Origin of the sequence: Ruminococcus bicirculans (ex Wegman et al. 2014) (assembly GCF_000723465.1) — a bacterium.
Taxonomy (GTDB): Bacteria; Bacillota; Clostridia; order Oscillospirales; family Ruminococcaceae; genus Hominimerdicola; species Hominimerdicola aceti.
Genome location: NZ_HF545616.1, coordinates 180,193 through 203,617 on the forward strand (window position 1 = coordinate 180,193; position 23,425 = coordinate 203,617).

20 protein-coding genes, 1 tRNA gene and 1 pseudogene are annotated in these 23,425 nt (G+C 43.8%); 11 read left to right on the forward strand and 11 right to left on the reverse strand.

Annotated elements, in window-relative coordinates; translation table 11 throughout:
• Positions 1 to 308: 308 nt before the first annotated feature.
• From RBI_RS00755 to RBI_RS00775, 7 genes are all read left to right on the forward strand, one after another.
• Positions 309 to 1,004 carry a LytR/AlgR family response regulator transcription factor gene (locus tag RBI_RS00755; RefSeq protein ID WP_015558963.1) on the forward strand — a complete coding sequence of 232 codons (696 nt, stop codon included), beginning with the start codon at positions 309 to 311 and terminating at the stop codon, positions 1,002 to 1,004.
• 5 nt (positions 1,005 to 1,009) lie between these two features.
• A complete protein-coding gene (locus RBI_RS00760; protein ID WP_157864625.1) occupies positions 1,010 to 2,299 on the forward strand; it encodes a sensor histidine kinase in 1,290 nt (429 codons plus the stop codon).
• Between the two features lie 118 nt (positions 2,300 to 2,417).
• Positions 2,418 to 3,008, forward strand: a complete 591-nt coding sequence (locus RBI_RS00765; protein ID WP_022127259.1) for an accessory gene regulator ArgB-like protein — start codon at positions 2,418 to 2,420, stop codon at positions 3,006 to 3,008.
• Positions 2,989 to 3,162: a cyclic lactone autoinducer peptide gene (locus tag RBI_RS15480; RefSeq protein ID WP_353681360.1), complete on the forward strand. Its 174-nt coding sequence runs from the start codon at positions 2,989 to 2,991 to the stop codon at positions 3,160 to 3,162. The genes RBI_RS00765 and RBI_RS15480 overlap by 20 nt, the downstream gene beginning before the upstream one ends.
• Positions 3,162 to 3,317 carry an AgrD family cyclic lactone autoinducer peptide gene (locus RBI_RS14380; RefSeq protein ID WP_022127260.1) on the forward strand — a complete coding sequence of 52 codons (156 nt, stop codon included), beginning with the start codon at positions 3,162 to 3,164 and terminating at the stop codon, positions 3,315 to 3,317. Before RBI_RS15480 ends, RBI_RS14380 begins: the two co-directional genes overlap by 1 nt.
• 34 nt (positions 3,318 to 3,351) lie before the next feature.
• Positions 3,352 to 6,669 (forward strand): lecithin--cholesterol acyltransferase, encoded by a 3,318-nt coding sequence (locus RBI_RS00770; protein WP_022127261.1) that lies wholly within the window; start codon positions 3,352 to 3,354, stop codon positions 6,667 to 6,669.
• A gap of 16 nt (positions 6,670 to 6,685) precedes the next feature.
• Complete coding sequence (locus tag RBI_RS00775) at positions 6,686 to 7,549, forward strand: hypothetical protein (RefSeq protein ID WP_022127262.1); 864 nt, start codon at positions 6,686 to 6,688, stop codon at positions 7,547 to 7,549.
• 237 nt (positions 7,550 to 7,786) lie between these two features.
• Here RBI_RS00775 and RBI_RS00780 read toward each other — a convergent pair whose 3' ends face one another.
• The 3 genes and pseudogenes from RBI_RS00780 to RBI_RS15485 all read right to left on the reverse strand — a co-directional run bounded on the left by RBI_RS00780 (position 7,787) and on the right by RBI_RS15485 (position 10,557).
• A complete protein-coding gene (locus RBI_RS00780; RefSeq protein WP_015558960.1) occupies positions 7,787 to 8,380 on the reverse strand; it encodes a recombinase family protein in 594 nt (197 codons plus the stop codon).
• A gap of 18 nt (positions 8,381 to 8,398) precedes the next feature.
• Positions 8,399 to 9,970, reverse strand: a pseudogene (locus RBI_RS00785) (relaxase/mobilization nuclease domain-containing protein); the annotation flags it as partial.
• Positions 9,886 to 10,557, reverse strand: a complete 672-nt coding sequence (locus tag RBI_RS15485) for a plasmid mobilization protein (protein ID WP_015558958.1) — start codon at positions 10,555 to 10,557, stop codon at positions 9,886 to 9,888. The gene RBI_RS15485 and the pseudogene RBI_RS00785, both read right to left, overlap by 85 nt.
• Positions 10,558 to 11,504: 947 nt before the next feature.
• Between RBI_RS15485 and RBI_RS00795 the strand changes: the two genes are divergently transcribed.
• The 3 genes from RBI_RS00795 to RBI_RS00805 all read left to right on the forward strand — a co-directional run bounded on the left by RBI_RS00795 (position 11,505) and on the right by RBI_RS00805 (position 13,997).
• Positions 11,505 to 11,903, forward strand: a complete 399-nt coding sequence (locus tag RBI_RS00795; RefSeq protein ID WP_015558956.1) for a hypothetical protein — start codon at positions 11,505 to 11,507, stop codon at positions 11,901 to 11,903.
• A gap of 138 nt (positions 11,904 to 12,041) precedes the next feature.
• Entirely contained in the window at positions 12,042 to 12,239 is a 198-nt protein-coding gene (locus RBI_RS00800) for a hypothetical protein (RefSeq protein WP_038670326.1), read from the forward strand.
• Between the two features lie 93 nt (positions 12,240 to 12,332).
• Positions 12,333 to 13,997, forward strand: a complete 1,665-nt coding sequence (locus RBI_RS00805) for a recombinase family protein (RefSeq protein WP_015558955.1) — start codon at positions 12,333 to 12,335, stop codon at positions 13,995 to 13,997.
• Here the strand turns inward: RBI_RS00805 and RBI_RS00810 are convergent.
• The 6 genes from RBI_RS00810 to RBI_RS00835 all read right to left on the reverse strand — a co-directional run bounded on the left by RBI_RS00810 (position 13,931) and on the right by RBI_RS00835 (position 19,959).
• Entirely contained in the window at positions 13,931 to 15,616 is a 1,686-nt protein-coding gene (locus RBI_RS00810) for a hypothetical protein (protein WP_038670328.1), read from the reverse strand. The two genes, RBI_RS00805 and RBI_RS00810, sit on opposite strands and share 67 nt — an antisense overlap.
• A 59-nt stretch (positions 15,617 to 15,675) precedes the next feature.
• On the reverse strand, positions 15,676 to 16,062 hold the full coding sequence (locus RBI_RS00815) for a hypothetical protein (protein ID WP_051706227.1): 387 nt from the start codon (positions 16,060 to 16,062) through the stop codon (positions 15,676 to 15,678).
• Positions 16,063 to 16,240: 178 nt separating this feature from the next.
• Complete coding sequence (locus tag RBI_RS00820; RefSeq protein ID WP_038670329.1) at positions 16,241 to 16,870, reverse strand: response regulator transcription factor; 630 nt, start codon at positions 16,868 to 16,870, stop codon at positions 16,241 to 16,243.
• Entirely contained in the window at positions 16,867 to 18,117 is a 1,251-nt protein-coding gene (locus RBI_RS00825; RefSeq protein ID WP_038670331.1) for a sensor histidine kinase, read from the reverse strand. The genes RBI_RS00820 and RBI_RS00825 overlap by 4 nt, the downstream gene beginning before the upstream one ends.
• Complete coding sequence (locus RBI_RS00830; protein ID WP_148303603.1) at positions 18,114 to 19,775, reverse strand: hypothetical protein; 1,662 nt, start codon at positions 19,773 to 19,775, stop codon at positions 18,114 to 18,116. The genes RBI_RS00825 and RBI_RS00830 overlap by 4 nt, the downstream gene beginning before the upstream one ends.
• A gap of 107 nt (positions 19,776 to 19,882) precedes the next feature.
• Positions 19,883 to 19,959 (reverse strand) — tRNA-Arg (locus tag RBI_RS00835).
• 17 nt (positions 19,960 to 19,976) lie between these two features.
• Here RBI_RS00835 and RBI_RS15330 point away from each other — a divergent pair.
• Positions 19,977 to 20,120: a manganese efflux pump gene (locus RBI_RS15330; RefSeq protein WP_272481044.1), complete on the forward strand. Its 144-nt coding sequence runs from the start codon at positions 19,977 to 19,979 to the stop codon at positions 20,118 to 20,120.
• A 52-nt stretch (positions 20,121 to 20,172) separates the two neighbouring features.
• Here the strand turns inward: RBI_RS15330 and RBI_RS00840 are convergent, their stop codons facing one another.
• Together RBI_RS00840 and RBI_RS00845 are read right to left on the reverse strand one after the other, a co-directional pair.
• Positions 20,173 to 22,059, reverse strand: coding sequence for a diguanylate cyclase domain-containing protein (locus RBI_RS00840; protein ID WP_051706229.1), 1,887 nt, complete (start codon positions 22,057 to 22,059; stop codon positions 20,173 to 20,175).
• Positions 22,060 to 22,376: 317 nt separating this feature from the next.
• Entirely contained in the window at positions 22,377 to 23,306 is a 930-nt protein-coding gene (locus tag RBI_RS00845) for an acyl-CoA thioester hydrolase/BAAT C-terminal domain-containing protein (RefSeq protein WP_038670335.1), read from the reverse strand.
• Between the last annotated feature and the right edge of the window lie 119 nt (positions 23,307 to 23,425).

A 23,425-nucleotide genomic window follows, 5' to 3' on the forward strand; every position in this document is an offset into this window, starting at 1 on the left:
CGGGAGCTTGTGACCGTCGCATTTCGGGTCGCCGCCCACGACACCGTTATGGGTATTCCCATGCTTATCGACCCAAGTGACCTTGTATTCCGGCGTTCTCTCGCTGTCTTCTGTGAAGCACTTATAAGTACACCCACTCTTAAATCAGGCAATAGACCATATTCGATGAATATAAAATAACGCAACATGAGGCTATGTCTCCGAAACTATTAATGGAGGCATAGCTATTTTTTCTCTTGAAATAATCTCTCCGATGTGGTATAATGATAACTGATACATAAAGCATGACCAATTGTGAGGTGATTGCTATGAATATTGCTATCGTTGATGATGAACCTGTATTCTTAAAACAACTTCATAACAGATTAAGAGAAATGAAACTCCCCGACTGCGAAATACACGAATTTACAAGCGGGAGAGACTTATTGAGTTTCTATGTCAAGGGAATGTATGAAGTCATCATACTCGATGTTGAAATGCCCGATCTGACCGGATTGCAGACCGCTGAAAGAATCAGACAGATAGATGGTTCAGTTATTATTTCTTTCCTGACGAATTATGCCGAATTTGCCGTTAAGGGCTACGATGTGGGAGCGTTTCGCTATATATTGAAAAATCAGCCAGACTATGTATATACCAAACAGCTAAATTCTATCATTGCTGAGTGCCAGCAGCGATTTAGAACTTTCACTTTCAATAATAAAAATCTGTCATTCAAGTTCAGGCTGACAGATATTCTTTACTTTGAGGGACATAGAAGAAAGGTATCACTATTCACAGTTAATGGTGAATTGGAGTACGGCGGCGATTTTTCAACTGTGTGTGGCGAGTTGTTAAAGTACAATTTCGCTATTATAAACCGTGGAATACTTGTAAATCTTGACCATATACAGAATATTACCAAGTACGATATTATTCTAAGCAACGGCAGAAAAATCCCCATAGGCAAAACATATAAAGATGAGATAGTTGCTCGCTATCTTAACTATGCAACAGGGAGATGATCGAGTTGCCCGTATTGATTGAAAATATCATTGAGATTGTCAATGTAGCAATTGAAATGATGTTGGTATTCTTATACTTTTCCTTGTTGAGTAAGGCAAAAGTTAATAAAGCAGTTCTTTATCTGTCGTATCTTCTTTCTACTGTAATACTGTCAGCGACAGTTTTGTTGACAGATAATATTTTAGTGTATCTGATTACAACCATTATTCTTATTAGCTCCATGTCCTTTATTTGTTATGATGATTCAATCCGTCATAAAATATTTTGGAACATATTGTTTTTACTGATTATATCTATATCTGAACCTATTGTGATTGGATTACTTTGCATTGCTAATATGGGAACACCAGATGAATTCTTAGAGTCTGGTTTAGGACGTTATCTCGGAATGGTAGGCACAAATATAATTTATTTATGGCTTATAGGATTGATGCACCGCATAATAAACAAAAAAATTCGTGAACTGCCGATAAAATATTGGATATTGATAATAGTTATTCCAATCATAAGTATTTTTCTTTTACAAACAATGCTTGATGGATTTGTTGGCAGCAACACTTATAGTTATGTTTCTTTGGGCGTTTCTCTTGCAGGAATTATCTTTATAAACCTTGCTATGTTTAATTTCTTTGAAAGTTTTGAAGATAAGATAAAGTTAAAATACCTTGAAACAATAAAGCAACAGGAACAGGAAAACTATAAGCTGCTTACCCTGTCATACAAGCAAGTACGAGAGTTTAAACACGATATTGAAAATCAATTTTTAGTTCTGAATGATATGTTGGAAAACAATGATACTGATTCTGCTAAGGAATATCTTGTCAAGCTAAGCTCATTTGTAAGGCTTGCTAACAGACTCTGCTATACTGGTAATAATGCCGTCGATTCTATTGTGAACATCAAGGGTTCTCTTGCTCAGACATACGGTATAGAGTTTATTTGCAAGGTCAATATCATAACAAATATCAAGGCAGACGAATTGGAGTTGTGCCGTATCATCGGAAACGCTCTTGACAATGCAATAGAAGGTTGCCAGAGAGCTGGTGTATCACATAAGCATATTTGGATAAGCCTAATGGAAGAACGAGAGAAGCTATTTATTGTCATTACAAATACATCAGATAAGGTAGATACATCTGTTTTAACATCAACAAAGAAAGAACAAGGGCTTCACGGCATAGGGATAAACAGTATCAAATCCTCCGTTGATAGATTGGGTGGGTTAGTAAGTTTCGATTATGATGACGGAATTTTTAAGCTGAACATTATGGTTCGTAATTGTTTACAAATTTAACTATTTGCATTTCGGGACAAGAAGACGACATTTGGGGACACTTTGAGACCTTTTTTCTCAAAACCTATTGAAAAAATTTGCAACTTGTGTTATGATTTTTGCAGGAAGTGATTCAGAAATGATTTCAAAACTTGCAAAAAGCATAGCACACTTTTTTGTGGTTCAGAACATAACGGAAGAATCCAAAGAGGTGATCTACGCATATGGAATGGAGCTGCTGATCTCTGATGTGCTGAATACCATTATCGTCCTGCTGATTGCTCTGTTTTCCCATACGCTGCCTGCGGTTGTTGTATTCATAGCCGTATTTATGGGGTTGAGACAGTTTGTAGGTGGGTTTCACGCTAACAGTCATCTTAGTTGTATGTTCACGCTTGTCATGGTGATGATGGTTTTCTCTTACGGCATTTGCAATGTAAGCGGACATATTACGCCAATATTCAGCATCAGTTTCATAATGATAGCATTACCAATCATTCTATGTATTGCTCCCGTTCCGCATCCGAATAAACCGATGTCAGAGGAAAAGAGTGTCAAGCTAAGGAAAAGAAGCTGCATCTTAGCTGTTACCCTATCCGTTGTCACGATTGCACTGCTTGTATTCCAATATCAAAAACTAAGCCTTTATGTATCAAGCGGAATGCTGCTGTCAGCAATCATGGCACTGCTCGGTCACTTTTTGAATCGGGGTGATAACAGTAAACGATGATAAGGAAAGAGAAAAACGGAGTATTTTGGCGATTGTAATTCTTGCTCTTGTAAGGCTGGTGCTGTATATCTCAAATGGCAGCGTTTGCGGTATTACGTTTTATCAACCGAAAGAGCCTGACTTATCTGAACTGTTTGAAAGGATGGATTTGTAATGAAAAAGCTGATGAGCATAGCAAAGAAGGCTTCTACGGCACTGGCGGCTCTTGCGCTGGTGGTAGCTACCACATCAGTTCCGAGTGCTTGCTTCCATTGGTTCGCACAACCTGTAGAGCCAGAAGAGCTGAGAAACTATGTAAACAAGAAATAATTGGCAACTGTGTGTTGCAGAAAGGTGGTATGAAATGGTTAAGAATAAGATTTTGAAACGTATCGTGGCAGGTCTTAGCTGTATTGCGTTATCTACAACTATGCTTACGAGTTTACCTGCTTTTGCCGATGATTATGTTGACGAATATCAATATTACTCAACGTTAGATCCTAATGGTGAAGAGTACCAAGAATGGAAATCAAATCTGGCAAGTTCTGCTGTAAGTGTTCCCCAAAATAGAATGCTTAAAAGTATTCTCAAAAATAATACTTTAATAGCAAATGACTACATTGAGTTCAACACTGCAAGTAATGGTCACTATACTATTGGTACAATAGGAGGAAACCCTAACAGTTCAACTGATGATAATAAAAAGATGCTTTTCGGTCATCCGGGTGGAGGAACATCAAAAACAACAATTGTTGTTGGTGAAAGCATAAATGAGTTTACATCATCAAATGTAACTTATGATGCTGATGGTTCTAAAAGTGTTTCCAAAGCTTCTTATGATGGTGTTGATGTCACACAAGAACTATCTATTATTGAGAATTCGGCGACTGGACGAGATGATGTTGTTAAGATTAAGTATATCGTCAAAAATGATACAGAATACGCCAAACAAGTGGGCATAAGAATTATGATGGACACTATGCTCGGTGGTAATGATGCTGCGCCATTCAGAGTAAACGGATCTGATGTAACAACTGAAACCGTATATTCAGGTTCTAATATTCCGCAAATATGGCAAGCCTTTGATTCCGCAACTAATCCCGGTGTAGTAGCACAAGGTACATTCTACAAATCGGGAGACAGAAAACCTGATAAAGTACAATTTACTAATTGGGGAAATGTAACAAGTACGCTATGGGATTATGTGACTCAGCCAGGACGATCTAATGGAGATAGTGCAGTATCCATCACATGGAACAAAGATACTTTCACCAGTGGTGAAACACGAGAATTTGTTACCTATTATGGATTGAGTGAGTTAGAACAGAATTTAATTCCTCCGTTAGCATTAAGTGTATACGCTGATAATAAGGTTAGTATTTCCAATTTTAATTATGATGATATAAATGCAAATGTATATTTGGATAATATTGGAGATGGCGATGCGACAGATGTATCGATAAAAATCACTGCTGATAACCTTGAACCAAAGTATGGAACCTCACTTACACACAATTATTCGGTAATAAAGCCAAGTAAAAGCTATTCAATTCCTTTGAAATTTATAGTTCCAACAGATTCAAAACATAATTCTGATATAAATGCAAAATTGGATTTTGAATTATCATACAAAGTTGCCAAGACCGGTGATACAGAAGTAAAGCGAATAACCAAAAACATAACAATTCCTAAATTGAAAAGAGCCGTTGTAGTAGTACCGGGAATAATGGGAATAGATCTTGCAAAAACATCAAATGATGAAAGTGTATGGGGATCTTGGATTGAACAGCCAAGTAACTTTGATGATGTTAAAAAAATTCACAATGCGTTCCAGTCGCTCAAATGCGATTACTACGGTAATAGTAATATTGAATTATATCCTGTTAATAATTATGGATATGATGATACTTATAAAGGAATAATTGAATCACTAAATAATGATACTGATATTTCTGATAAGTATGATATCTTATTTTTCCCGTATGATTGGAGAATGGGAGCGCAAATAACGGCTAATAATCTTCATGATCTTATTAGTGATTATAATGAGGTAGTTTTTGTTGCACATAGTATGGGTGGTATTGTTACAGAAAAATACATTTCGGAATATGGTGCTGATAATATTTCTAAACAAATAACTGCCGGAACACCATTTTGGGGTGCGCCAACGATGCTTTGCGTTTTAAGCACTGGTGATTTATCATATATCATAGGAGGACTCGGGGTAGCAGAATCATTATTTACTTCATTTGAACTTCCAAGTGTTTTGGTGAATTTAGGCAGTTGTTATGATTTGTTGCCAAATAAAGATTATACAGATGACTGGCAGTGGATATATTCATATAAACGAACTTATGATCATTGGTATGATTATTTTATAGATAACGGCAATTTTACGTATTTTACATTTGACGAATTTGATGAGCTGATTTCTGATGATTATAATAATTATCTTTGGATAGATGGAAAATATAACCATAGCCGCATAAAAATATCCCAAAACAATACTAATAATCTGAAAAGAATAGCATTAGTAGGAAGTAATAGAAATACCATTTCAACTATTCAACATTGTCCTGGCGATAGAGGATTGCAATTCGTTCCAGAATATGGTATTGGCGATAGTGTAGTTCCAATTGAAAGTGCAACAATGAATTTTAATCACGATCTTTTGGATATAAAAATCTTTGATCAAGATCATATGGGGTTAATACAGAGTCAGGAATGCATAGATGAGATATTAAAAAACATAAAAGATACAAAATCATTTATGAAGCTGCCCATGAGAACAAAAATGGCAAATAACAATCTTACATCTAATGCCATAGAAGAAACCAAGACACTTTCAAATAAGCTTGCTATTTCAGGTTATTTTGATTTATTCTTTTCAAACGAAACCTGTTCATATTATTACACAAATTCAGAGGTTCATGAAGGGAATAATTTTAAATTTGACCCTTTAACATCAGTTGGCAATCCGATTTTACTGGCTCAATTTGCTGATGATAATTATGATTGTAAAATCAATTCACTTGCTGATCAAAACACTGATATTATGTGCAATATTGATGGAAACATCTATTTGTATACCAATATCTCTGTGAATAGTGGATCTGTATTATTCTTAAATTTATCAGATGGTTCATTTTTTATTAACATTGATCTTGATAATGATGGTGAAATAGATACAACTGTTACGCCAACTATCAATCCAGGGGTAATTCAAGATGATGAGAAATCACCTGAAATAACAGTAGAATCTTGCAATGCAGGTATTAGTAACTCAAATACTATAAATCCCAATATAGTTATAACTAACAACTCTGACAAGCCTTTAAAAATGAGTGATATAACTATAAATTATGTATTTAATGCAGACAATAAAGAAAACCTTGAATACCATTGCGACTGGCTTGCTGTAGATAATCAATACTTAGGTAATACTTCGGTTTGTGAATTTGTTAATGACGATTACGGAAATACATATGCAAAAATCAAATTTAATACCGATGTTGAACTTCAACCTAATAAACAGTTTGTAATCCATTTTAGACTAAATGCAGCAGATTGGTCTAATTGGGATACATCGAATGATTATTCAATGGGAACAGAACAGCTATTGCCAAATGATAAAATAATTGTTTTTTATAATGAACAGCTTATAAGCGGTGTCCAGCCTTGAAGTAGAGGTTGAAGCAATGAAAAAAACAATTATAATTATAATTATATCATTATTAGTTACGGCAGGCACTTTTGTTTTATCTAAGTATCACAACAGAGATAAAATGATGACTCAAATGAATAAAGATATACAAGATTATTATTATATAAGCTGTCCAAATGGAAATGAGCTTGACATCAAGCAAAAGAGCAGTAATGAATATCAATACTCTATTCTTAGTTATCCTTTTAGCACAACAGAATACACTAACAAATTTACATTCAGATTAAAAGTGAGTCTTGATCAGAAATTCATATTTGAAAAAATCGGCTTATTGACAGGCACAAGCGGAGTAAACGCAAATACAGACTTTCCTAATTGTCTTATTAAAGAAAATGATTCTTCTCAATATCAACGTTTTTTTCTCCCCACGCCAGAAGAAGATAATGATGTTTCAACAATCCTTGGCGAAGGCAAAATATATGTATCATTCAAGAATGCAATCAATTCATCAGATATATCATCTGTAATAGATGAATATAGTGAATACGGAACAGTGACATGGCTTTGGGTCGATACTTACAATGATTCTGATTCAACACTACCAACGATTCAAAATCCTCAAAATGACGAAAGAGGAGTGTATGGTATCCCGTTGTTCTATGCTGGCGAAAAGCTCATTTCACCATTAGATAAGTTTGTTAATATAATAAATGATAAACACGCTTATTTGGAAGACGAATTTGAAAACATAAGAAACGGTATTAATACAGGTAAAGATACTATTAAGCAATCTGATATTAATATTATAGGTATTGTTTTATTGTCCCAAAAAGATTTGAACCGTAGTGCCATAATAAACGAAATCGCCATAAAGGGAAATGTCTATGTAGTTAACTAAACTATAAATTTATTGTTATCTTGTTTTATTGCCAAATACTATATTTTTCGTTCCACACAAGTCTGAATAGGCATTGTGGGGCACACCACAACAGGCACAAACTCTATTGGAACTGAATAACCGCAAGCCCTCGGAAATGCTCTTGTAAGCGTTTCTGAGGGCTTTTTCTTTTCAGCGGTTAGAATTCCGCTCCGCAGGCTCGGATAGTGATGTGTGGCATTTCCGTTCGCCTGACGGTCAAGCTGAGGTCGGCTCGGTGATGCCGTGACGGAGTTCATACTCACGCACACGGCGGTAGAAAGTATTTGCTGACATATTCATTCTCCGCATAAAGTCCCTGCCCGTGATGTGCTTGGCTCTCCATTCCCCATAGAGCTGACCGAACCTCGTCCAGTCGGTGGGGATAGGCTTTCGCCCGGTGTACTTGCCCTGAGCCTTAGCGATCTCGATGCCCTCACGCTGTCGCTGTTTGAGCTGCTCACGCTCCAACTGTGAGAGTGCAGCGAACACGGTGAGCATAAATTTGCCCGCAGGAGTGTCGGTGTCAATTTTCTCCTTGTGGCTGATGAGCGTTACTCCCTTGTCTGTGAGGGTGTCGATGATGTTCAGCAAGTCCTTTGTGGAGCGTCCCAGACGGCTGATACTCTCGATGTAGAGGGTGTCACCCTCACGCACATAGTCAAGCATTGCCCTGAGCTGAGGGCGGTCGGTGTTCGCTCCTGACAGCTTCTCGGAGAAGATGCGGTCAACCTGATAACTGCACATGATCTCCTGCTGTCTCGCTGTTTCCTGATGCTCCGTAGAAACACGGATATAACCTATTTTGCTCATAGTTGTTGTTTCCTTTCTTTATTCAAGTGTATTTTTATTTCTATGTTTAGCCTGTGTCCTCTGACGGCTTTTCTCACGCTCACGCTTCATCTGCTGTTCGTTGATGTACTGGCGCACCTGTCGGGTGTACTTCTTCGCCGTTTCACGCTTGGTGAGGAATGCGGTATGCTCGACATTAAGCCTGTTCCACTTCGATTTCAGCTTGTTGGACTTCTCCAAAAGGTCAAGCATCGTCGGCGGTTTGCCGTCAACAGCATACTTCTTGATATGCTCCTTGATGTACTTGACCGTCTGCTCGTAGTCCTCGATAGTGGCGGCATTTTTCTTCTTGAAACGGCTCTGCGACCAGCCCGATTTGCCCTGATACTCCTTGTAAACAGGCTCCAGCTCGTCACGGTGCTTCATCTTTGCAATGAGCGTGTCGATAGCTGTAAACTTCTTTTTCAGATCGGCACGCTCAGTTGTGTGGTCATCGGAGTGAGGTGTATTGAAGAAGAATCCAGACAGCTCGCTGAATGACATAACGCCACCAGCTTCAAGGTCTGCGATGATTTCGTTTGCTCTGCCCATACCTCTGATAGCTTTCCACGGATCTTCTTTCTTTTCAGGTGCTTTACTCTCCGTAGGTGTGGGCTGTGGTGTCCGGGCAGACGGTTCAGGCTTCGGATTGATAGCAGTTGCGTTAAGCATATCAAGCTGTGCCTGCCGTCTTGCTCGTCGGGCTGCAAAGAACTTCTCCACCTGTTCCGCAGCAGCTTTTCTCTTTGCGGTTTCACTTGTTTCGGTGATAGTTTCAGGCTCGGCAGATTGTTTCGGCTTTGTCGGTGCGGTGACTGTCTGTGTCGGCTTCGGCTCGGTCTTTGGAACAACAGGCTTCGGCGCTTCGATAAGCATATCGGGAGTGACATTCGCCGCTGACAGCTTTTCCTGTATCTCCGCTATCTGCTCGGCTATGCGTTCGGGGGTGAAGTCTGCGCCCAGGGTGTCGGCTCTTGTAAACTTCTGTTGACCGTCACCTGATAAACGGAATTTCAGCTTGACCTTATTGCTTGGCTTGTAAACATATTCGATACTGCACTCCGAACATTTTTCAAGAAAATCCTTGAAGTCACGGCTGTAAAGCATGACCTCCGCAATCCTGACACGGAGCTTATCTTTCCACGACTTGCCCTCTTTCTGCATATTCCTCTCAAAGTGAGATACCCCATGTCCCTTTTCAGGCTCGGAGATAACAGATATACCGTGTTCAGCACATATCTCGTCCGAAATCTCACGCAACTCTGCCCACGCTCTTTCAGACTTTCTGCCTTGATTATGCTCGGTGGTAAAGCTCAGACCGTTATACAGATTTGTGTTGTTGAAAATGATGTGGCAATGCAGGTGCGACTTGTCATGATGAACAGCAATGACATACTGATAATCGCCTTTCAGATAACGGTCGCACAGCTCCTCTCCGATCTGCATAGCTTGTTCGGGCGTGACTTCACCGGGGGCAAAGCTCTGTATCATGTGGTAGGCAAGGATTTGGGTGCGTCCTGTTCCTGTGTTTCGGACGGCTCGGAAGTCCTCGCTTGCTCCTGCGCTATCGGCTCGGCAAGCATAAGAGTTGACATATAAACCGTCGATGGTCTTATCATCTCTTGTGATGTAAGCGATCGCTGCGCTGACTGTTGCCCTGATCGTATGGATAGAAGTGTATGCCAAATTTCGTTTACCCCTTTCTTTATCTCGGTAATATCCTCGGCATAGATGTGACCTGTGCTGTAAAGTCGGACAAGTATCTGGTTGATGTTTGCTCCGATGCGTTTCATCAGACGGTTACACTCGGCAATTTCGGAACGGTCGGGCGTGAGATCAACCCTCGCCCGAACACAATCACGGATATACTCGGTCTTGTTCTTGTAACCGTACTGCTCACACTTGGAAAGAATGTCCTGCATTTCCGATTCGGTGAAACGAACATTGAGGGTGTAGGACTTCTTCTCCTTCTTGCGTTTCAGGTACTTGCGTTCATCGTCGGTAAGCTGGCTCTCGTCCTTGTCGGCAAGGCACTTGTCAAGGTCGGCTCTGACCTCTTTGTCAAGTGCGTGATTGATTGCTCCCTCGTAGGTCATACCCTCAAACTCCATAGCCTTGTGTTTGGGCGGTCTTCCACGCTTCTTTTTCTCGGTTTTCATAGTGGTGTCTCCTTTGTTTGTATTTCGGCGTTAGCCGATTTTCTTGACCGCTGTGCGGTCGTTTTGGGGCTTGGGGTGTCCCTAACAAGCATTTGGTATTTTCGCTCGCTGTGCGGCGCAAAATACAATGCTTGTTATTTTTGTTGCGCTGTAGCGCTATTTTCCAGCCTGTGGGATTTTCATATCACTCAGGCTTTCGATGCTCCGTCAGCGAATTTGGAGCTATGCGACTTAAACTCTCCGCCGCTTAGGTCGGCGGTCATACTCGCTCACGCTCCTGCGTGATGCACTCAATATCATCACTCTTGAAATTGTAAACTGGCTCAGCGCAGTTATTGCGCAGTCTGGGCGGCAGTCCTATGAAATATGCTCCCATAAGTTAATACCAAATTATTGACCGCTTCGTTAAGTATACCGCAGAAAAATTTTATGATGAAAATGATATGCAGGGGTGCGTGTGATCGTCACAACGTCAAAGCCCTTCACTTTTCTACCGGTGTTTTTGAGAAAATGGCGTTGTTTTTCAGAAAAGTTTACACTTTGTTCATGACGGTTCTCCCTTGTGCCTAAATTCAACAGCATATTTCTATACAGAATGTGAATAGGTCACGGCGGCACTCGGATAAAACCCCCTCTATATATACAAGCACGTTCAATCAGGAAACGGGCATGATTTTTATAAAAATAGTTGCTCCGTGATAATAATTCTCCGTATTGAATAAATCAGAAATGGTGACCTATGCAGTATGCAGTCAATGTGATATGGCTCGGATTTGCAATGCTCGGTCTGCTTTCTGCAAAATTCCCCATAACAATTTCACGAATGAAGAAGTTTTATGGCGCACTCAACTTCTTGCGCAATGCGAATAGACTTTTGCTGTCCGAGAATGCTATAATATTAGCATAGGGTATTATCCCTAAATCCAATACATTGGGAGGTGATGAGAATGAGTAAGAAAGCTAAGACCGAGGTTGATGAGAAGTCCGCTGTTATCATTACGGATGCTGTTCTTGCGGAGAATCAGGCAAAGCTCGACAGCTACGAAAAGTCTATCAAAGCTGTGCAGGAGCGCAGGCGCAAGGTCATCATTGATAGCAAGCTCTACACCTACGATAAGCTCTCACAGCTTTACGGCGGTGCGGAGGGACAGGCACTTCTCGATGCTGTGACTGCGGAGCATACGCTGATCGGCAAGCTGACAGCAAGCGGTATGACCTATGAGCAGATTGGTGAGCTGGCTGACGATAGTTCTGCCGATGCTGACAACAGCTCGGACGAAAGCTATTCCGAAAAGTACGCTAAGCAGATGAGCTTTTCAGAAACAGATCATTCCTATTCGGAGTAACATATATTCCGACAACAAAACGATTGCTGTGTAAGGGACGGCTCTGCCGTTCCGTACAGCACCTGTGCAGGCGTAACGCCCCTGCAACAAAAAGCCATTGCGTGTAGAGATAGATAATCGCAGGCGGAAAGGAGACACTTGCCAAGAAAAGATACAGGATTTACTTTGGCTGAGCTGAATGAGAGATATAAAGATAAGCCGACCAGCAAAGCCGTGTACGAAGTGGACGGTCAGCGTTATGCTGTGACAAGTCATTTCGTGGGTGAAAAAGACCTTGATAAGGTGCTTTATGAACTTGCTTTCAAAAGAGCGTTTCAGAAAACCGAAAAGAACTAAAAAGTTTTGAAAAAAGACTTGCCATATTCGGTTTTCTGCGCTATAATAGTTGTATCATCGAATATGGTTTGCTTTGATTGGAAAGGAGTTATTATGGCAAAGCAAACTACTTACAATGTCGGGATCTATGTGCGTTTGTCGCAGGAGGACGAACGTGCGGGCGAATCCCTTTCGATTGAAAATCAGAAGAAGATGCTGACGGAATATGTCAGCAAGCAGGAGGGGTGGAATCTTATCGAGATATGCGAGGACGATGGCTATTCGGGAACAAGTTTCGATAGACCAGGTATCAAGCAGATTCTTGATGATGCAAAGTCGGGAAAGATAAATCTTATCCTCTGTAAAGACCTTTCACGTTTCGGAAGAAATTATATCGAGGTCGGTCAGTATATAGATTACATTTTTCCTTCATTCAATATCCGCTTCATCGCCCTGAGCGACAATGTAGACACGCTTGACAGAAACAGTTCGGCAATGGATCTTATGCCTGTGATGAATTTATTCAACGAATGGCACGCCGCCAACACGTCAAAGAAGGTACGCAGTGTCATGGCAGCAAATTCTCGGCAGGGCAAGTATCTGGCGGCTTCAGCTTCTTATGGTTACATCAAGGCAGATGATGAAAAGCATACGCCCTTGATTGATGAAGATGCCGCCGTTATCGTAAGACGTATATTTGAGCAGAGGGCAAGAGGGTTAAGTCCGAAGCAGATCGCTATACAGCTTAACAAGGACGGCATCGCAACTCCCTCGGATCATCGTTATCAGCTTAAAGGCAAAGATAATCCCCTTGTGACTTCACATCTGTGGAATGATTGTATGGTGCGTGGCATTCTTAACAATGAGATTTATATCGGAAATCTCGCACAGCAGAGAGTGACAACGGTATCCTACAAAAATCACAAGCAGATACGCAAGGACAGGTCGGAATGGATAGTGATTGAAAATAATCATGAACCTATCATTTCAAGAGAGCTGTGGGACAAGGTTAGAGAGGTTGACGCATCGGTGAGTATCGGCAAGACAACAAAAGAAGGCGTGATTCTTCCGCTGTCAGGATTTATGTACTGCCCAGACTGCGGTTACAAGATGAAAATGAACAGAACCATGCACACCTCTAAGAAGCGTGGAACATATGAGACTGTCAGCTATCGCTGTGGTACTTATGTTAGAAGCGGAATGGACGGCTGCACTCCTCATTCCATTTTGGAAAGAGTAATTTCACAGATTGTTGTTGACGATATTAGAGCAAAGGCACGACTTGCCGTTGAGGACGAGGACGCACTCCGTGAAGCCGTTAGAAAACGCAGACAGGCTACTGCCGATGCGGAGAGCCAGCATAACAGCAAGGAACTCCATGAGGGTGAGAAAAGGCTTGCACAGCTCGAAACGCTTATCAGTAAGACCTATGAAGAAAAGCTCCTCGGTACTGTACCCGAAGAACTCTGCGTGAAAATGCTGAATCAGTATCTTGATGAGCAGAAGATGCTGAGAGAGAAAGTCGCTGTACTGAAAGAAAAGTGCGAAACCGCTGAACAGGCTGAAAAGGATATTGACAGATACATTGAAAATATCAAGAAGTATGTCGATATTCAGGAGCTTACCCGTGAGACTTGTTTGGAGCTTATCGAGTACATCGTGATTGGTGATCGTCCCGAAAGCAAGGACGAGGACAGGCAGATTCACATCTTTTACAAGTTCCTTGACAAAGGGCTTACGGAGAAAAGAAACATTCTGCTTCCGCAGAATGTGGAGTAAATAATATTTGGGTGTACTTTTATGGGGTTCTCCTCCGTGGGCACACGCACACCCGCCTGCTTATGGCTGTAAGCATGGGTGGCAGTCAGCTTTGCCTCCGCCGTTTTCATGGTGTCCGAAGGGTCGCCCTTTCTGCCGATGACGCAGTAGTAGGAGTAGTCCTCTATGCAGGCCTGGGTGGAAACCGGCATCTTCAGTGTGGAGGTCGTCACACCCGTGTAAAACCTACCCTCCGGCAGCTTGTAGGGCGCCGCCGTAGGATTCTCATTATCCTTCCGATACCACTGATAGGTCAGCTCGTCGCCCTTCAGGCTTTTTGCCGAGACAGAGAAGGTGACCGGGTTATTTTCATAGAACAGCAGGCCGTTTTCCGGCTCTTCGTTATAATCGTCGTAGATAGAGGTCTTACACTTGACGTCCCTCGGCTGGCGGTTGATGACGATGGAGCTGCCGCTTATGTAGCCGCAGACCTTGCACACGCCCTTGGCGTCAAATTCATGGTTGGCGGCATTCAGCTTTTTATCGTCACAATAGCGGCAGGGGTGCCAGTGCTGCGTTCCGTCAGCCTCCCAGGTGGCGGAGGCTATGTGGGTATGCCCAGCACCGGAATGCTCCGTCTTCAAATGATCCTCAAAATCAGAGTCGCTGAAGCACCAGTCGTCATGATCGCAGCCCATAGCGCTCACGGCATCTCGGCAACAGTCCTTGCAGCGCTGATCGCAGCCGTCCTCGCAGGGATCGCTGTCGTGGAAGCACAGGCCGCAGTCCTCACAGAAGTGATCCGCATAGTCAGTGTCCATTGCGCACATTCCCTCAGAGCAGTCGGAGTTACCCTCGCAGCACTCCTTGCACATCTCGCAGGTTTCGCAGAATTCGTCCTCGTCCTCCTTATCTGTGACCCAGCCGTCACAGCCCTGACAGATGTGCTCGTCCCACTCGGCGCTTTCCACGCAGGTCTCGCCGTCCGGACAGCCGCCGCTCTCGGAGTTATCTCGGCAGCACTCAAGGCACAAGCCGCAGTCCTCGCAGGACTCCTGATTCAGCAGGCATTCCTCACACTGCTCGCAGGCCGTGTGGCAATCGATGCAGTGGATGACGCCGGTATCATCGTCGTCCACGCACTCGTCCACCGAACCGAAGCAGGCGTTACACAGCGAGCAGTGCATCGGGTCGCTGTCATCGTTTGCACAGTCATCGCAGAAGCCGCAGGTGTCGCAGATGGTTATGGAGCAGCATGGACCCTTATGGCATTCGCCGCACAGCTGGTCATCCTCGCCGATGTAGCATTTGCCGCAGGTCGAGCAGTGCGTTTCCTCCATGCAGTCGGCGCACTTGTAGCATTGATCGCACCAATAGGGCGTATTGAACAGACACTCACCACAATCGTTGCAGTGGAATTCAGCGAAGCAGTCGGAGTTGCAGTCAACAGTGCAGAACCCGCAACCGTCGCACATATTCTCACCCCAGTGGTAGTGGTCGCAGTAGATACAATCTGTGCCTTGGTCGTAGTCCTCCCAAAAGGCGTGGGCGGGAAGCTCCAGACCCGGCATCAGTGAGAGCAGCATCACAAGCGCCAACAGGACGCTGGCGACGCGCCTTCGTTTGTTCGTTTTTGTCATACTATTATTCCTCCCTCATAATTATTTTGAAGATTTTTATGCTTTTTGTGTTGCCTGATTTAAACACTGTCGATGACCGAAGCAAAGTAGTTTTCGGATACCGAACCGAAGAGAAAAGCGTCTATCAGACCCTCGCGCTTTGCCTGCCGTACCTTTTCGGTCAAATCTTCATCTGTATCATCATCCACAAAGAGAATGACACGACAGTTTTCCGTGTTCCGTTTTACCTTGTCACGGATCGCCATTCGTTCTTTGAACATCCATGGCGAATACGCCTTGACCTCCATTAAAAGCACATCCGGTCGATGCGTTTTGCACCACTCGGCGGTTGCGTCCGGCGACTCGGAAATCACAACTTGGCAATCGTCCAATTTTTGCATCAGCATTCGCTCCATGGTGTGCGCATGGATATCGCTTTGAATGTCCAGAACGATTTTTTTCATCATTCATCACCACCTTCTAAAAGCACAATCCTAATCTTACACTATCTATTATACTGATTTTTTGGCGTTTGTCACTGGCACTTGTGCCAGTAACAGAAGAAAAATCTCGATTTTTTCAAAGATTTTTGCCTTTTGGGCGCGAAAAACCCCTTGACCGTACAGCCAAGGGGTTCAGTTTTGCTTATTCGTCTTTTAAGGTGATCACCATGAGCTTGTTTTCAATGGCGGTTGCAACCAGCGCTTCTCTGCTTTCAAAGCCGCTCTTTTCCACCATATCGTCCAGATTCCAGCGAACGCCGTTTTTGGAGATGCCCAGCTTATCGGCAATTTCCTGATAGGTAAAGCCCTTTATATAAAGGCGTAGGATGTCTAACTGCCGGGGCGAGAATACATCGGACATCGTACCCTCCATCTCAATGGCAGGAGCGGTATCGGGGAATACCTTTTCCCCTGCCAGAGTGCGCTTTACCACGCTCATCAGCTCCTCTGTTCCGTGGTCCTTATACCACAGGCTGTCGGCAGCACCCATTTTGGCTCTTTGCAAAACTTCGGGATCGACAAGCGAGGTAGCCACAACGATCTTGATTTGCGGAAAAGCCTTTTTGATGCGCTTTGCGGCGGCAAGACCGGAATGTTTATGCTGCGTCTGCACATCCATAAGGACGAGCTTTACGGTGGCGTCGCAGTGCTTTTCCGCTTCAAAGGCGTCACGGAAAACGCCGACAAGATGAAACTCGCCGTCTGCCGAAAGACGATCGACAAAGTGCTTTTGGATGTATAGATCATCTTCTACAAGTATGGTGTTTATCATAGGCTCATCTCCTTTGCGGGAATCGTAATCAGAAGAGCAAAGCGTGGATTGTGCGAAATATGCATTTCACCGCCGGAGCTTTCAATACTGCGGCGAAGCGTTGACAGGCCGCTGCCTTCCTTTATCGGTTCTTTGGGTATTTTGCCGTTGTTGGTTATGGTAACATCATAGCGTTCGCCGCGCTGGGCAATGCGGATATATACCTCATTCCCGTCTGCGTGCTTGATGCAGTTGGTCACGCACTCCTTGGCGGCAGCAACGGTCAGCTCCTCGGCTGCGGTATCACGGGGCAGGTAGCCGTCGATTTTTACAGCCACGCCAAGCTGCTGTGCGGTTCTTTTTACCTCGTCCATTGTGCTGACAGAGGTGACACGGTTGCTTGCCAGCATACCGATGGCATTTTGCAGCGCCTCAAGCTTTCGCTCGGTATCCTCTCCGCTGTCTATGATGTCACGGATGGTCAGGAGGCTTCGCCCGATGGTATCGTGAATATAGACCTTTAGATCAAGGCTTTCCTTCTCTTTGACATCGTTCTCCATGCGAGCGTACATCTTCCTGAGCTTTCGATTGACTTCTGCCAGTTCTTCATTTATTTCCTCTTGCTTTTGGCAGCCGTTATACAGCTCGGTTACATTGTGCGCCGTTATCTGCTGCCAGCGGTCATCGCTGTCCACGGTGATATTTTGTGTGCGAAACTGCCAGACGGTCTTGTCGGGCAGGATGTAGCAATCATCCTTGACGGTTACGGATCTGTCCGGCGCGCTCAGGGCATTTTCCATATCGCTTTTGATTTGCAGCTCGTGGCCACAAAGGGCAAAGGAGAGCCTGCGCATACGGTTGTTGCACAGGATGATCCTGCCGTTCGGGTCGGCAAAGCAGATGCCCATAGGCAGCTTATCCGTTGCTTCCTTAATGGAGAACGGTGAGAGCTCGTTCTTTTTTCGGCGGTATTCCTGCGGCAGAGCAATGGCAAAGTGAACTGCCGCAAGGAAAATGGCAGCGGCAAATATCAGCCACGGTGCGTCCAGCAGAAATGCGTCCCCTATATTATCGGGATCTGCCTGAGAAACGGAGAATAGCAGCGGGATCATCACCGCCATGACCGCCAGACTCAGCAGGCTGCGCACAGGCTTATTGCTGCGAAGAAGCTGATACATAAACAGCCCGATCTCAAGGACGATCTCCACAAGCATGATAAACGGCAGCATGGTCTGCCAAAATTCAGAAAGGGAAGAAAATGCACTCATTTTCTGTCACCTTCTTTCGCTTCAAATACAAGGTGCTGGTATTCCTCGTCGTCCTCTTTTTCACAGCGGATATTGTCTCCGCTTACCAAAGCGGAAAGGTCGGCTTTGCAGCACACATTCAGTGACAAGCGCAAGCCGTTTGCCTTTATGAGGCTTACCTGTATGCCTGTTAAATTCAAAATGTCGGCTTCAATAACCGATTCATAAAAATCAAATACAGCAGTCGCTGTTTTGCCGGAGAGCATGGAAAGAGACTCGTCCACATAGAGCGAGCTGCGGACGCCCAACAGCTTCAGCGTTTGGAGGGACTCATTGAAGGCACGGTGGAGTTCCGTTTCCGCTATTTTAATATCACGGTCGGTAAGGAGCGTCAGATGCTTGCGGCGTTTAATATAGCTGCACAGCACGGCGATCTCGGCAAGGAGCGTTTTGGCACTGTCGGGATCGGTGCTTGATATTCGGCGGTATTCCTTAGTGAGCTCTGCAATGCGGTCGATCTGCGTCTGCGTAGCGGAACGCAGGAGATCATACAGGCGGTTTTGCTCCTCCACCTTGCGGCGCTTGGCTTCACGCTTGTATTCATAACGGAGCATTTCGTTCCTGTCGGCAAGCTCGTCTGCAAGAAGCTCGGAGTCCTCCTTGATGTCACGCAAAGCCGACACATCCTCTGTCCATACGGCATAGCCGCCATCAATGGGCATGGTGTGAACGGTCAAGCCGCCCCTCGTGACCGGGCTTTGCTCGGCTTTTTTCATCGTTTCCTTTGAGATAGGCGCAGTGTTTACAGCTGCATACCGAACGGTAAAGTCCTTGTCGGTGATCTCTGCCGATGTGCCGACAGAGGAGGCAAACAAGTCCACATAACGGCTGTTTGAATGTATATATCCACAGGCGATGCAAAACTCAAAAGTCAGAATATACATCACACTTTGGAATGCGGCAATATCGCCGAACAAGTGGAGCAGCCAATCCGCACCCGCATAGTAAAGCACGCTGTAAACGATCGTCAGCAGCATAGGAACAATGGGCAGAAAGTGGAGCCTTCCTTTTTGCACACGGCATTTGAAAACCATAATTACGAGTGCGGCAAAGGCACACAGCACCTGCCAGCCTACAATAATGAAGTAGCCTATCGAGTAGCCGTTGTTTTTGTCTGTCCACACGGCGGCGTCCTTCGGAAAGGTAAACACGAATTGGTGCAGGTCATTTGTGAGCACGAGCAGAAGCAATGTGCCGGAGATGATCCACAGAATCGACATTCCCTTGGGGAATTTGTATTCGTCCGGCTTTCCCAATGACATGGCGATCAGCAGCGCCAGCATAGGCACAAACAGCATGGGCAGATAGAACAGATACCACAGGTAACGGACGGCATCCGGCTGCCAGAATATAAAATACTTTGCCGAACGGACTACCATCCATATGATGAGCAGTACTGCGGTGACCGTCATAAACCTGCACACCTGCTTTTGCACGATCCGCTGACGGACGGAGAGCCCCCAGGCGGCGAACAGACCGATATAGATAAAGCTGCGCAGATAGGAAAACAGCATCGGGTAGAAGCTGCCCCTGCCCACAATTCGTAAGCAATATGCCAGTATCACGGCAAGTACAGCGATGCCGCTTGTTATGATAGTATTCTTTTTCTGTTCGGTCATAAACAGACCCCATTTCGCCTTCATTCGTGTTTGTTTACCTTTGGGTAGCAAAAAAGCCCGATATATTCGGGCTTTTCGCAGGAGACATCTTTTTTGTCTCCACATTATGGCGTTCCCGAGGTGATTCGAACACCCGACCTACCGCTTAGGAGGCGGTCGCTCTATCCAGCTGAGCTACGGAAACACATTACAATCGTTATTATATCACAGTTTTGCAATTTTGTCAAATGTTTATTTGACAAAAAAAGTTGGCTCGCCATAGCAACAAGTATCGACGCACTTGCAGTCGGAATAACGTTCGCTTTCCTGAATATCTTTCTTGAGGGAGTTGGCATACTCAAATAGCATAAAAACAAGGGCGGAAGTTTTCAAACTATCCGCCCTCTTGTTATGACTGTTAGTCCCGCCGACTATGATGTTTACGCTTTTGCGTGTACATCTCACGATCTGACGCTTTCATAAGATCGTCGATCTCTTTCAGTGTTTTCGGCTTTCCAGCTTTGTAGCCACAGCTTATCGACACATCATATGGCGACTTGCTTCTGCGATTGTATTCTGCAATGCTGCGGGATACCTTTTCGTAAAAGCTGTCTGCACCGTCTGTTTCAGCGATAACAGCCACAAATTCATCACCGCCGAAGCGTGAGCATATCCCACCTTCTGCAGTGCATTTTGTCATCAGCGACGCCACTGCCTTTATCGCCTTGTCACCCTCGTTGTGACCATAGAGGTCATTTATCTTTTTAAGGTTGTCCATGTCAATGGAGAATACCCATACGCCTACGCCCTGTTTCTCAGCCTTTGAAATAAGCTTTCTTACGTTCTTGTAAAAGCCCCTGCGGTTATATATCCCCGTCATGGGGTCAAGCATATGTATCCTTGCAAGCTCCGCATTTGCCCTTTCAAGCCGCTGGCGGTTTTTAAAGCTCTCCATTATCTGATTGGTGTTGTTTATAAAACGTCTTGTGTTCTGGAAAAGAAAATATATAGGACTAAATGAATTTGCCGCATAGCCTATGACCTCGTCCTGAAAATGAAGCGGCGAGAACATTAAGCAGTTATGGCGTCCAAGGACTTGCTCCATATCAGGCAAAAGATCCTTGGTGTCAAATACTTCACCGGTCTTGTATTTGTTGTCAAAAGTCTGCATGAAAACTCTCATCTGCTTTGTAAAGCTGTTATTAAAGCGTTCTCTCTGCCTCGTGTTTGACAGAAAATCAGAGTTTGTGCATACCCAGCTATAATAATCTCCCGAACGTGCCATTACCTTTGCCATTTCTTCTACGGTGTGACATTCCACTGATTTTGCAAGATAAGAGAACATATGCTGTTCGTGACCATCAGAATTGTTCATTCTATGGTAAAGCTCAAGGATCTTGTCGCCTACTTCTCTCGGGTCTATTTTCTTACAGCCGCAAGACTGGGATATCCTCATGGTGTAGCTGACCTCTATTTTTTCAGGAAGAGGAACTCCGTTCATCATATGGTCTATGGCGTTTATTATCTTTTCGCCAAGCACATCATTGTCTACAGCCGCCGTTGTAAGACGAGGGCTGTTATACTGTTCAAGCTCGATGCCGTCAAAGCCCGTTACAATAACGTCTTCAGGCACTTTTATGCCGCGTTCTCTCAGTATGCTGCAAGCTGCTATCGCCATAGCGTCGTTTGCACATATTATCGCCTGCGGAAATTCCAAACTGCTTTCTAAAAATTTCTCCAATACTCCTTTTGTTGGCATATCCCAGAAGTCACCATAGCCAAGACGCTCAGGCTCAAATTCTATGCCGTTTTCCGCAAGCACCTTTTTGTATGCTTCTATACGCTCTTCTGAGAAAGCATTGCCCTTTACGCCAGCAATGAAATTAACTCTTCTGCAGCCGTGAAATTCGATCACATGGCGAACTATCTTTTCAAAAACGTCAGAGTAATTGAATGTCACACTGCAGCAATTATCCATTGTACTGTCAACGCATATGACAGGAACACCGTGTTCATGGGCACGCTTGCTTATCTCGTTGGAAATGCTGTCTCTTTTTATTGCCTCGGGCATTATTATAAGTACGTCAAGAATGTCATAATTTATAAGATCAAAAATGCTTGCTTCACCATGGTTGTAGGAAATGTTGTGATAAAGGTCGCAAAAGGTGTTAAAAAGAAGCACCTTGTAGCCCTCTTTTACACCCTTTCGGCTTATGGAAGATACTATATCTCTCACATAGTCAGATTGTACGCATGAAGTGCAGATACCTATTATTTTATATTTCGCTGTATCGCTTGTAAACATAGCTTGCTCCTTCGTCAGGGTCATGACGACCCACCACTATCTATATAAAATAATTGCTTTTTTGCTTTGATATGTGACTGCTATTAGAAAATATTCACATATCGTTAATTTTACCATATCCGCACTCTAATGTCAATAGAAAACTCACAAAATTCACAAAAATCTTCTTTTTGAAAGCATTTATTCTGTTGCAAAAAATAACAGACCGACTTTCAGCTTTTTTCGCTGGAAGTCGGTCTTTGTTTATCGTAAAACATATCGAGCAAGGGGCGACCAGAGGTCGCCCCTACACAAAATAGCGTATTTTATGGGCTTTTTTATTCAGCTACCCACTGTTTTAAAGCCGTAGAAAGCCGTCTGTCGATATCCTTTCTTGTCTGCTCGCACTCCTTAGGATAGTCCTTTGCAGCCTTGAAAATAAATTTCATTACGAATTTAAGTCCCACAGGAAGTGCTTTTCTGAGCATTGTCTCAGGGAGCACAAAGTGCGTTCCATGCTCGTAAGTCAGGGCTTCGTAATCGCACTCGTGAGGGCGTTCTTTCAAGCGCTTATCCATGCGGCGGACGTATTTTCCTGCCTCCCAGAAGCTGTCGTCATCAGCACCCACCATTATAAGCTTGCCCTTGATGTTCTCAACCTTTATCATTTCTTCCTCTGTATGTTCTCTTGCCTTTTCAGAGTCGATAAAAAGGTGCGTGCTTCGTGTTATATCTCCCGAGCCTTTGGTTTCTTCTTCTATTTTGTGATAGTATTCAGGGTGGGCATAAACGAACGGCATATAGGCAAGCGGCTTGCCCTGCCATGAAAGTGTGGAAGCGTCAGGGATAGGCCATTCCTTGCAGCCGTCTTTTTCGCCCTGCTCAAAGCCCTGCCATACAAAGTCACTTGGCGTAAGACCGAAAGTGAGTGTTATGTCAGGGAAATATGAAGCTGCCACAAGGGAATCCATTCCTGCCGTACTCATTCCCATTATGCCTATCTTCTTGTTTCCATGGCTTTTGAGCCACTTTATAGAGGTCTCTATCCTTTCAAGCGGGAAGTTCACATGGCCGTAGTTCTTCACGTCAGGTGACATACACATAACGTTCACGCCATTTTTGTGAAGCCATTTTGCTCCGCACTTTGCCATAAAGTCATTAGGATCGTCGCCGAACAGACCTATCATTGCGCAGTTTGCACCCTTTGGATTTTCATAATATGTACCATAAAAACCGTCTTTCTCATTGCTAAAAAATTGTTTCTTCATAATACCGACCTTTCTAAGTTGGTTTTCTTTATAAAGTTAGATTAAGCTAACCGTATTTCAAAAAAACAGGGTGGATAACTTCGCCCTAAGCTATATTATATCACATTTTTGCTTATTTG